The organism is Chroococcus sp. FPU101, from assembly GCF_017312365.1.
In the GTDB taxonomy this organism is placed as follows: Bacteria; Cyanobacteriota; Cyanobacteriia; order Cyanobacteriales; family Microcystaceae; genus Chroococcus.
The window spans coordinates 21352-32620 of sequence record NZ_BLJI01000040.1; the positions used below are offsets into that span (position 1 = coordinate 21352).

Sequence of the window (11269 nt, forward strand, 5' to 3'; positions counted from 1 at the left end):
ACCCCTACTAAAATCTCTATTTTTTCCAAGGAGTCACTGAAGTAGTTTTGTCTAACTTTTGACCACAACTCTTACAGAAATTAGCATCGATATCGTGGGTTAATAAACTACAATTTAAACACTGAGTTTCAATTTTTTGAGTTGTTTTTAAGAGTTGCCGAGTTAAATCCCCAATTTGCCAAGGAATTAAAAAAATACCTGTTAGAATCATCAGTACAGTGACTAATCTACCTTGGTCTGTTAAAGGAATAACATCACCAAAACCCACTGTAGTCATCGTAACAACACAAAAGTAGAAAGCATCAAAAAAATGACGAAAAACGTGTGGATTAACGGGATGTTCAACTTGGTAAATTAGTCCCGCATAAACAAAGATAATTGAGGCTAAGATCAACAAAATTCTAGCAATGACAATTTGATCAGTTTTTTGGACTTTGAAAACAGAAATACCGAAGCCAAAAAATCGAATAATTCGCAAAATTCTAAAGGATCTAAAAACTCGAAAAAAACTAATATCAAAAATTCCGATAAAAACAGGAAGAATTGCCAGTAAATCCATGATGGCTAGAGGTTTAAAAATAAATTTAAGTTTATTGTCGGCGCACCATAGTCTAACTAAATATTCAAAAGCGAAGAGAATTAAAATTAATAATTCAAGACGATCTAAAATCAGATCCCATGTTGGAGTAATTTCATAGGTTTGAACGACATAAATTAATAGTGAAAGTAAAATTAATCCTAAAATACCTAAGTTTATTATTAATCCTTTAAATGTTGTAATATCATCCAAATAAAAAGCAATTTTTTCTCGAAATGTATTCATATTTTATAGATTAATTTATTTTTTTATTTTGCCTAGTAACCTATTATTATGTCTGAATGAGTTACAATTTTTTCTATCAATAGGGCTTGGCGACTAAGATTAATCCCTTTTTATTGATTGTCTATACATTTTGTTGTTAAAATAGCTTGGACATTGATTTTATCGATGAATTGACTTTAAAAAATACATTTTTGTGTGATGACAAAGATTAATTCATCAATTTAGAATAAAAAAAGTTTTAAAAGATACAGCATCAAGGAATAATCATCCACAGATAAAATATTTAAGGATGGCAATTAGCAAAAAAAGCGTTTATCGTTGAGGAATAGGAAATTACTAGCTGTCGTTAGATAGTAATAACCTGAGCTAAGGTCATTCACCGTATTTCATCCAATGAGGTGTTGTATCTGTCACAATTGAAACAGGGTAACTAAATAGAGTTGATGCAATGCAAAACAGTTCTTGGCATAAAAACGAGTCTCAGGGTAAAACCGCGATTAAAAGACAATCTCGCGCTAAATCTCTTAAACAAATTATAGCTGGATGGATGCTCCTGCAAACCGTTCTCACGGTAACCCCCGCACACCTTAAAGCTCAAGATAAGGACTTGACTTACGGCGGTCTATTACAAAAAATTGATCAAGGTCAAGTCAGTAAACTAGAAATAGATCCAGCCTCACAAGTTGCTAAAGTCACCTTAGTTGGACAAGGAGATAAAGTCCAACCGCAAGAGGTAAAATTATTAGAACAAAACCCCGAACTCATTGCCAAGCTGAAGGCGAAAAATGTCGAGTTTGATATCCAACCCTCTACAGATAACTCGGCTGCCGTTAACTTGATGACAAACTTGTTTATTGTCTTATTGTTGCTAGGGTTAGTTTTAATGCTCTTACGGCGTTCTGCCAATATGTCTGGGCAGGCCATGAACTTTGGAAAATCTCGTGCTAGATTTCAGATGGAAGCAAAAACGGGAATTAGTTTCAATGAAGTTGCAGGAATCGAAGAAGCTAAAGAAGAATTACAAGAAGTCGTTACCTTTTTAAAAAATCCCGAAAAATTTACCGCGATCGGTGCCAAAATACCTAGAGGTGTTCTTTTAATCGGGCCGCCTGGAACAGGAAAAACTCTACTCGCTAAAGCCATAGCTGGTGAAGCGGCGGTACCTTTTTTTAGTATTTCGGGTTCAGAATTTGTTGAAATGTTTGTCGGGGTTGGTGCTTCACGGGTTAGGGATCTCTTTAAAAAAGCAAAAGAAAATGCGCCTTGTTTGGTCTTTATCGATGAAATAGATGCAGTCGGTCGTCAAAGAGGGGTCGGTTACGGTGGCGGAAATGATGAACGAGAACAAACTTTAAACCAACTTTTAACCGAAATGGATGGCTTTGAGGGCAATGCAGGAATAATTATTATTGCTGCAACCAACCGCCCCGATGTCCTCGATATGGCTTTGTTACGACCTGGACGCTTTGATCGACAAGTGATTGTAGACTATCCTGATTTTAGCGGAAGACGGGAAATCCTCGAAGTTCATGCACGCAATAAAAAAGTTGATCCCAATGTTTCATTAGAAGCGATCGCCAAACGAACCCCCGGTTTTACAGGTGCCGACTTAGCGAATGTTCTCAATGAAGGGGCTATTTTTACCGCCCGTCGTCGTAAAGAAGCGATCACAATGTCAGAAATTAATGACGCTATTGATCGAGTGGTGGCAGGAATGGAAGGAACTCCATTAGTCGATAGCAAGAGTAAACGCCTGATCGCCTATCATGAAATTGGTCATGCACTCGTCGGGACTTTAACGCCAGGACACGATCCCGTCGAAAAAGTCACCCTAATTCCCAGAGGACAAGCGATGGGTTTAACGTGGTTTACCCCCGATGAGGATCAAGGTTTAGTCAGTCGATCGCAACTGATCGCCCGTATTACTGCCCTACTCGGAGGAAGAGTTGCAGAAGAATGTATTTTTGGTGATTCAGAAGTAACAACGGGCGCAACCAATGATATCGAAAAAGTCACTTCTTTAGCTCGACGCATGGTCACTCGTTTTGGGATGTCAGATCTAGGCCCCTTTGCCCTTGAAGAAGACCAAAATAATTCTTTTTTGGGTAATGATTTTGGTGGTAGACGCTCCGAGCATTCCGAAGAAATTGCCTCAAGAATCGATGCACAAGTTCGTTCAATTGTCAACTATGCTCACAACACAGCCTATAAAATTATTCAAGACAATAGAGGGGCGGTTGATCGTTTAGTGGATCTGTTGATCGAACAAGAAACCATTGAAGGCGATGAATTTCGGAAGTTAGTTGATCAATTAACTCAACCGTCTAATCAAACTCTAGCCACTTCTCGTTAATCAGTTTGGGGCGATCCAATATAAATAAAATAATCGCCCTTAACTAAAACTATCAATAATGCGATCGCTCTTCCTAGCTCAGTATTTGACAAACTATGGAATTTAATTTACATCAAGCCTTACAAAACTTAAATCTTTCAGCCGACTGGGTGGGATTACGCCAAGTTAAAGAAAGTACGACTACTCGTTACATACGTGATGGTAAACCCCAATCTAACGGAAAAAACTATACTCAAGGCGTAATGGTAGAAGTCTTAGTCAATGGTCAATTTGGCTATGCAGCAACTAATCGACTCGACCAAACCAGTATTCAAACCGCCGCCGAAATCGCCCGAAATCAAGCAATAGCCGCCTCAAAATGGGCTGTACACTCCTTTACCGAAGCGGTTCGCCCCAAAGCAGTCGGAAAATATCAATCACCCTTACTTAAACCCTTTGATTTCCTAAGCCCTGCTGATCTTAATCATCTTTTGATCCAAGTCTGTCAAACCCTCAACATCTCCGATAAAATCGTCAAAACCAGTGCTTTAGCACAAATTATTGAAACAGAACAGCTTTTTGTCAGTAGTAATGGTTCAAATGTTGAGCAAACTTTTTTTCTAATTGCAACAGACTACAGCGCAACCGCGCAAGATGGCAATATCGTACAAAAACGAACAGATAACGGGATGTTAGCCCACTCCTATCAAACGGGAATGGAAGTCTTTGACGAAGCGAGTGTTTTATCTAGAGCGCGGCACATTGGCGAACAAGCGATAGAATTAATTCAAGCTCAAGACTGCCCTAATACGACGACGACTTTGGTATTGGCACCCGATCAAATGATGCTACAAATACATGAAAGTATTGGACATCCTTTGGAGTTGGATCGCATTTTAGGAGATGAACGCAATTACGCGGGGTCAAGTTTCGTCAAACTCTCTGATTTTGGTCACTTAGTTTATGGTTCACCTTTAATGAATGTAACATTTGACCCGACAGTTAGCGGTGAGTTTGCCAGTTATGCCTTTGATGATGCAGGTGCGACAGCCAAACGAGAATATTTGATTAAAGATGGCATTCTCCAAAGAGGTTTAGGCAGTCTCGAAAGTCAAGTCAGAACTCAAATTCCAGGTGTAGCAAACTTTCGGGCGAGTTCGTGGAATCGTGCGCCAATTGATCGCATGGCAAATTTAAACATAGAACCAGGTGACGCAAGTTTTGATGAGATCATCAGTTCGATTGAATCTGGGGTCTATATGGAGTCTAACCGTTCTTGGTCAATTGATGACTATCGTAATAAGTTCCAATTTGGCTGTGAATATGCGCGGTTAATTGAAAATGGCAAACTTACCAAACCGTTGAAAAATCCGAATTATCGAGGTGTTACTAATCCATTTTGGCGCGGTTTAGTCAAAGTAGGCGATCGTTCGACAATGGAAATCTATGGTACACCCTATTGTGGCAAAGGAGAACCGAACCAAGTGATTAGAGTTGGTCATGCGTCACCTGTCTGTGCATTTGAAAATATTGAAGTTTTTGGGGGTGTGACATGAATTTAACCACACAAGAAGCATTAGAATCTAACTTTAATCAACTGAGTGAACTACTGGTTAATCATCTCCAAAGTGACGAACATTTATCCATCGAATTAAGCGGTGAACAAAGTCATTTTCTGCGTTTCAATACAGCCAAAGTTAGACAAGCAGGAATAGTTTGTGATAGTACCATACAACTGACTTTAATCAATCAGCAAAAAACCGCTTATACTGCTTTTCCCTTTAGTGGAGATTTAGCATTCGATACGGCTATCGCTTTAGATAAACTCAATGAACTAAAAAAAGAAGTCACTCAACTGCCTGAAGATCCTTATATCGTTTTACCCGAAAATAAAGGCTCAAGTCGAGATGTTTATACGGGTGAGTTATTACCGATTGAATCTGCGGTAGACGAAATTCTAAAAGAAGTACAATCGATAGATTTTACTGGGATTTATGCCTCTGGTACCATCATTCGAGCTAATGCTAATTCTGCGGGACAAAAACACTGGTTTGCGACCGAATCCTTTTTCTTAGACTACTCGCTCATTGCACCTTCGTCTAAAGCCGTTAAAGCGACTCTAGCGGGCAGAGAATGGCAAGCCTCGCGTTATCGAGAACAAATTCAGCTAGGTATCGAACAGCTTAAGATTCTCAATGATACACCTGTTCATGAAGTTAAACCAGGTCGCTATCGTACCTATTTAGCTCCTGCTGCTACTGCCGAAATACTAAGTATGTTTTCTTGGGGTGGCGTGAGTGAATCATCCATGCGTCAGGGTGAAAGTGCTTTAACCAAGTTACGCGAAGGAAAAACACTATCGCCTTTATTTAATCTGCGAGAAAATTTTACCAGTGGGAGTGTGCCTCGTTTTAATGAATTAGGCGAAATTGCCCCCGATGAAATTCCGATTATTATTGAAGGAAAATTAGTCAATACTTTAGTCAGTAGTCGTACTGCTCTAGAATATGGATTACAGGCTAATGGTGCAAGTGGTGGGGAAGGATTACGATCGCCCGAAGTAAGTACTGGAACACTACAAAATTCTGAAATCCTGAAACAGTTAGATACAGGGTTATATTTATCTAATCTACATTATTTAAATTGGAGCGATCGCCCTGGTGGACGGTTGACAGGAATGACACGTTATGCTTGTTTCTGGGTTGAAAACGGTCAGATTGTCGCACCAATTAAGGATTTACGCTTTGACGATAGTTTATATGCGTTTTTAGGTGAAAATTTAATTGCTTTAACTGATTTTCAAGATTTTGTACCCAATACCGATACCTATGAAAGACGTTCTTTAGGTGGCTTATTAATGCCAGGTTTATTAGTCGAAGATTTTACGTTTACATTGTAAATAATGCTTATTCTAGAGTTATCAGATCTGGTGGCTGATAAAATGTAAAAGATAAGACTAACAACATCTTAGGAGATTAAATTTGCCAACTGAGAAACAAAAAGATACAGCTATTTTTATCTGTCAATTACTATCTAATCTTTATCAACCTATTCACTTATTTCGCTATGATAACAGACTAAAAATTATTTATATATTAGCAGGAATTAATGAGACTTTAGAAATTTTGATTAATGAAGATGGAAATTGGGATTTTGAATCATGAAAAAATCACTTTCTGAAATGAATAACGCCGAACTTCGTCAATATCTTTCTAAAAATCGTAATGACGAAACTGCTTTTAGTCAAGCTTTAGAAATCTTGTTGAGTCGTAAAAAAGACGGGTTTAAATACCCAGCACCACAAAGTATGACTTATGAAGAAGTTGAAGCAATCTTTAAATTAAAATTAAATGAGGATAATTAATAATTTTAACATTTAACCCAGGGTCTAAATATCAAAATAATAGCGAACGGCACCTGTTTCAGAATCGTTATCAATATTAATAATTCCTTTTCTCATGCCTTCATCTAAAAGCTTTTGCACTTCTTCGGGTGATAAACTTGTTTCTCTAACGGCTTGCCCCATTGATAAAACTTTTCCATTCTTCGCAGCTACTTCTAAAAGGTGGTGCATCGGGCTTGTTTTTTTCAATTTAGAATTTGTAACGCTTTGAAAAATACTGGCTTGTAAGCTATTATCTAATTGATTAATTTGATTAAAAATTTCTTGACCTGTATTTAATAAAGGATTATCCGTCGATAATTGAGGTAAATTTTCTCCTTTAACCATTTTAGGAATTAAGAATAAATCTACAATATGTCCGATGAAAAAAACGCCACCACTAAATAGCCATAATAAACCTGTCAATGGTCTTTTGAGATAAAAACGATGAACACCAAAGATTCCTAAAAAACCTAATGCCCAAAGTGCATAAGCAACAGCTAATTTTTTTTTCGATGTTTGAATTGAAAAATCGCTAATCTTTTGTGGTTGTGGTGTAGATGTAGAATCAAACTCAAATAAAGATGGATTGACTGTTTGATTTTGAAACACTGGTAATTGATTTTGATTTAACAATTCTTCAACATACTGAGCATAATTTTCTACTTCTTGACGTGTGATATTAAACTCATCATTATGAGCAATTTTGTTTCTTAAATAATTTTTATTTCTAAGATAGCTGGTATCATCTGAAGTCCACTGATAATATTGACTCATTAAATCTAAGATTTCTTGCCAAGTTACTTGTTTACGATCTTTAGCATCTAAATGATGTGCTTGTGTTACAGTGGGTTCAGATAACCAGACTCGACAAGCTTCTTCGAGGGCTGCATGAATTTTTGTTAAGGCTAAACCAAGCAAATCTTTATCATTTCCCGCTTTCTGTAATGTTAGACAACCGTCTTCTAGTTTCTTTTTTGCTGAGTCTAGATTCATGATGTTTTAAGAAAAAGAAAATTATCTCTATTATATAATCAACTCTTAATACAGTGACAAGAGCCTATTCATTAATATATTTTTCAATCTGATTTTTCCAAACTAGATATCCAGGTACACTTAAATGAACTCCATCAGTCGTATATTGTAAAGATAATTGATTTTCTTTGTTTAAAAAATGAGGGTACAAATTAATATACTGATAAGGATAATCTTTAACAATTTGTTCGAGTTGTTGATTAAATTCAGATAGGGTAGAATTATCTAAAGCAACATCAAAATTAGTATTGTTGACTGGGAGTAAACTTTGTACATAAACTTTGACATTAGGTGCTTTTTGCTTGAGAGTATCTAAAATTAACTTATAATTTTGTAAAAGCTTGTCAATTGATTTCTTTTCCCACCAAAAGTCATTAGCACCAATTAGAATAAAAATTTTCTTCGGCTGTCCTGCTATAATTTGATCAAGACGATTTAAAACGCCATCTGTAGTATCACCTGAAATTCCTCTATTTTTTACATTAATATTTTTTAGAAGTTCCTGCCACTCTCCTTGATCGGTTAAGCTATCCCCTAACAAAATAATATCTTCTTTAGATGTGGGTAAGTTTTTAAATTCTTCCATTTTTGAATAATAGTAGTTAGTTTGATAAGCATTTCGTCGTGGACTTTGGGCTTGTTGTGGTGGTGTGGACTGGGCGGTTCTAGCAAAAGAGTAATTAATTTTTTTGAATAACCAAAAACTGACAGCCATTAAAAATATAAGATTTAAAAAAATAGATAGTTTTAAAAAATATTTGGTTTTCTTAAGCATAGACAAATTTAATAAAATCAACTAAATTATATATATAATATCAGATACTTAAAAGTTTGGAAACAAATTCAATAAATAATCCAAGGATTAGCAATCAATGATTATTCCTGAAAATGAACACTATTGGTTGAAAAATGCTCATATTCCTCGTTCTTTAGTAGAAAAAACAAGTTTTGGATCAGCGACTCAAGAAGATTTATGTTTAGTAGATTTAGAAATTAAACAAGGAATTGTCAATAAAATTATTCAAGGTAATTCAAACCAACGAGATTCTATCAGTATTGATTTACAAAAAAAAATAATTTTTCCTTGCTTTATTGATTTACACACTCATTTAGATAAAAGTCATATTTGGCAACGATCGCCTAACCCTACTGGCACATTTGATGATGCTTTATTGACAGCAAGAAAAGATGCAGAAGCTTCATGGACAGCTGAAGATCTTTATCGACGGATGGAATTTAGTTTAAAGTGTAGTTATGCTCATGGAACCCGTGCGCTTAGAACACATATTGATTCATACGGGGAACAAGCTTTTATTAGTTTAGATGTGTTTAAAACATTACAAGAAAAATGGAAAGATCTCATCATTTTACAAGCTGTATGTTTAGTCACTCTCGATTATTTTCAAACACCAGATGGAATTAAACTAGCTGATAAAATTGCTGAAATTGGCGGAATTCTAGGTGGTGTTGCCTTTCCTCATCCTGATTTAGAAAAACAATTAGATACGGTTTTTCAGTTGGCTAAAGAACGAAATTTAAAGCTTGATTTTCATACAGATGAAACGAATGATCCAGAATCACGATGTTTAGAACAAATTGCGAAAGCAGCTATTAGAAATCAATTTAGTGAGCAGATTATTTGTGGACATTGCTGTAGTTTATCAGTCCAAAAACCAGAAATCGTTAATCAAACTTTGGATTTAGTCAAACAAGCGGGTATCGGAATTGTTAGCTTACCGATGTGTAACTTATATTTACAGGATCGCATCCCCAATAAAACCCCTTATTGGCGTGGTGTTACAAAAGCACATGAAATCAAACAAAAAGGAATACCGATCGCATTTGCAAGCGATAATTGTCGAGATCCTTTTTACGGTTTTGGGGATCATGATGGGTTAGAAGTCTTTACGCAAGCGGTGAGAATTGCTCATTTAGATACGCCCTATCAAGATTGGTGTAGCAGTGTCACGAAAACCCCTGCTGATTTAATGGAATTACCTAACTTCGGTAGAATTAGAGAAGGATTAACTGCTGATTTAATTATTTTTAAAGCCCGTTATTATAGTGAATTGTTGTCGCGTCCCCAAAGCGATCGGATTGTTTTAAGACAGGGTAAATCAATTGATACAAGCTTACCAGATTATTCGGAATTAGATGATTTACTAAAATTGTAGATCTATGCCAAGAAAACAGTTTAAACTTATTGTGATCGGATTAATCGTTGCTTTTTTAATTAGTTTCTGTCAGCACTTTTCATCCGATCGTTTAGAAAACCAACCCATAACGATTAAATTAAGCGGTTGGGGTGATCCAATTGAACGACGGTTACTTCAAGAGGTTATACAAAACTTTGAAACAACACATCCCAACATCAAAGTTAAATACGAAGTTATTTCAGAACAGTATATGGATGTGATACAAGCTCGTTTAATTGGAAATGCAGCACCAGACGTATTTTATCTAGATGCAATTCAAGCACCTTTATTAATGAATAAAAATGTTTTGGAGCCTTTAGAATCTTATATCACTCCAGCATTCGAGTTAACAGATTTTGAGGAAAACTTCTTGAGTCCTTTTAAAAATAATAATCATATTTATGGATTACCGAAAGATTATTCAACCCTAGCTCTGTTTTATAACAAAAAAGCTTTTTTCACTGAGGGTTTAAATCATCCTCCTCAAACTTGGGATGAACTGCTGACTTATTCTAAACGCTTAACAGTTGATCGCAACGGAGACGGTAAGAGCGATCAATATGGCTTAGGTGTGACTCCAGAATTAGCGCGTTTGTCTTATATGATCAAGGCATATGGCGGGCAGGTTGTCAATCAATCAGGCTATGCGAAATTTGCATCAGAGGAAAGTTTAGCAGGACTGCGGCTGGTTGTAGAGCAATATCAAGAACGTACATCTGTTCGGGCTTCTGACGTGGGTGCGAAGTCTGGGGGCGAGATGTTGGGCAGAGGTAAGGTAGCAATGGTAATTGAGGGGAGTTGGGTCATTCCGTTTCTGCATGAGAACTTCCCTCAGATGGAGTTTGCTACTGCCGAAGTCCCCCGTATCAACGATCGTTCGGGTACAATGATGCTTACCGTTGCTTATGTGATGAACCGCGAGTCTAAACATAAACAGGCTGCTTGGGAGCTAATTTCATATCTCACCAGTTCGCAAGGGATGACGAAATGGGCGAGTAGTGGACTGGTTTTACCCACGCGTCGATCTGTAGCCGAAAAATTGGGATACGATCGCGATCCATTACGAACTGCTTTTATTGCAGGGGTTAACTATGCGACTACTTGGCAAATTGGTCAACATCCTGCCCTAGTCATGAATAACTTTAATAATCAGTTTTTTAGTGCATTATTAGGCGAACAACCTTTAGCCCAAGCGATGAAACGAGCCGAAGATGAAGCTAATGAGCAAATTCAAGCTCAAAAGTGAGCGATTTAACCGTATTAGGAGAGCCGAAGCAGAGCATGACTTTTTTTGGCTATAAAATTTACTCATTGCTAGTTCCATTGAACGGTCAAAGATCTCCTCAAAATGGCTAACCACAGAATCCGTTAGAACTATTCTTTTTTAGAGAATGAAATCATTTGCTGACAGAATGACTAAGCTAGTAAGTTGGATTTCCATTTCAGCAGTTAGATTATTGTCTCCTTCCCTATCTACTTGAACAATAGAACTCTTGCAAAAG

General features: G+C 36.8%; 10 protein-coding genes. 7 read left to right on the forward strand and 3 right to left on the reverse strand.

Features of this window, described 5'->3' with window-relative positions; genetic code table 11:
- Window positions 1–16: 16 nt before the first annotated feature.
- Window positions 17–823 (reverse strand): ion transporter, encoded by an 807-nt coding sequence (locus tag CFPU101_RS21820; RefSeq protein ID WP_206817566.1) that lies wholly within the window; start codon window positions 821–823, stop codon window positions 17–19.
- Between the two features lie 448 nt (window positions 824–1271).
- Between CFPU101_RS21820 and ftsH the strand changes: the two genes are divergently transcribed.
- The 5 genes from ftsH to CFPU101_RS21845 all read left to right on the forward strand — a co-directional run bounded on the left by ftsH (window position 1272) and on the right by CFPU101_RS21845 (window position 6519).
- Window positions 1272–3176 (forward strand): ATP-dependent zinc metalloprotease FtsH, encoded by a 1905-nt coding sequence (ftsH, locus tag CFPU101_RS21825; RefSeq protein ID WP_277988790.1) that lies wholly within the window; start codon window positions 1272–1274, stop codon window positions 3174–3176.
- A gap of 95 nt (window positions 3177–3271) precedes the next feature.
- Window positions 3272–4711 carry a TldD/PmbA family protein gene (locus CFPU101_RS21830; RefSeq protein ID WP_206817567.1) on the forward strand — a complete coding sequence of 480 codons (1440 nt, stop codon included), beginning with the start codon at window positions 3272–3274 and terminating at the stop codon, window positions 4709–4711.
- Window positions 4708–6054 carry a TldD/PmbA family protein gene (locus tag CFPU101_RS21835; RefSeq protein WP_206817568.1) on the forward strand — a complete coding sequence of 449 codons (1347 nt, stop codon included), beginning with the start codon at window positions 4708–4710 and terminating at the stop codon, window positions 6052–6054. The genes CFPU101_RS21830 and CFPU101_RS21835 overlap by 4 nt, the downstream gene beginning before the upstream one ends.
- Before the next feature lie 82 nt (window positions 6055–6136).
- A complete protein-coding gene (locus CFPU101_RS21840) occupies window positions 6137–6319 on the forward strand; it encodes a hypothetical protein (RefSeq protein WP_206817569.1) in 183 nt (60 codons plus the stop codon).
- Window positions 6316–6519 (forward strand): hypothetical protein, encoded by a 204-nt coding sequence (locus CFPU101_RS21845; RefSeq protein WP_206817570.1) that lies wholly within the window; start codon window positions 6316–6318, stop codon window positions 6517–6519. The genes CFPU101_RS21840 and CFPU101_RS21845 overlap by 4 nt, the downstream gene beginning before the upstream one ends.
- Before the next feature lie 24 nt (window positions 6520–6543).
- Here CFPU101_RS21845 and CFPU101_RS21850 read toward each other — a convergent pair whose 3' ends face one another.
- The gene (locus tag CFPU101_RS21850) at window positions 6544–7533 is read right to left on the reverse strand and encodes a TM2 domain-containing protein (RefSeq protein WP_206817571.1); all 990 of its coding nucleotides are present in this window, start codon (window positions 7531–7533) and stop codon (window positions 6544–6546) included.
- 64 nt (window positions 7534–7597) lie between these two features.
- On the reverse strand, window positions 7598–8287 hold the full coding sequence (locus CFPU101_RS21855) for a GDSL-type esterase/lipase family protein (RefSeq protein WP_206817573.1): 690 nt from the start codon (window positions 8285–8287) through the stop codon (window positions 7598–7600).
- Between the two features lie 160 nt (window positions 8288–8447).
- Here CFPU101_RS21855 and CFPU101_RS21860 point away from each other — a divergent pair, with 160 nt between their 5' ends.
- Window positions 8448–9746 carry a cytosine deaminase gene (locus CFPU101_RS21860; RefSeq protein ID WP_206817580.1) on the forward strand — a complete coding sequence of 433 codons (1299 nt, stop codon included), beginning with the start codon at window positions 8448–8450 and terminating at the stop codon, window positions 9744–9746.
- Window positions 9747–9750: 4 nt separating this feature from the next.
- Window positions 9751–11013, forward strand: a complete 1263-nt coding sequence (locus tag CFPU101_RS21865; protein WP_206817575.1) for an ABC transporter substrate-binding protein — start codon at window positions 9751–9753, stop codon at window positions 11011–11013.
- The last annotated feature ends 256 nt before the right edge of the window (window positions 11014–11269 follow it).

Coding starts and splice junctions, on each gene's coding strand:
- CFPU101_RS21820 (WP_206817566.1), bottom strand. CDS start 823: ATGAATACATTTCGAGAAAAAATTGCTTTTTATTTGGATGATATTACA.
- ftsH (WP_277988790.1), top strand. CDS start 1,272: ATGCAAAACAGTTCTTGGCATAAAAACGAGTCTCAGGGTAAAACCGCG.
- CFPU101_RS21830 (WP_206817567.1), top strand. CDS start 3,272: ATGGAATTTAATTTACATCAAGCCTTACAAAACTTAAATCTTTCAGCC.
- CFPU101_RS21835 (WP_206817568.1), top strand. CDS start 4,708: ATGAATTTAACCACACAAGAAGCATTAGAATCTAACTTTAATCAACTG.
- CFPU101_RS21845 (WP_206817570.1), top strand. CDS start 6,316: ATGAAAAAATCACTTTCTGAAATGAATAACGCCGAACTTCGTCAATAT.
- CFPU101_RS21850 (WP_206817571.1), bottom strand. CDS start 7,533: ATGAATCTAGACTCAGCAAAAAAGAAACTAGAAGACGGTTGTCTAACA.
- CFPU101_RS21855 (WP_206817573.1), bottom strand. CDS start 8,287: ATGGCTGTCAGTTTTTGGTTATTCAAAAAAATTAATTACTCTTTTGCT.
- CFPU101_RS21865 (WP_206817575.1), top strand. CDS start 9,751: ATGCCAAGAAAACAGTTTAAACTTATTGTGATCGGATTAATCGTTGCT.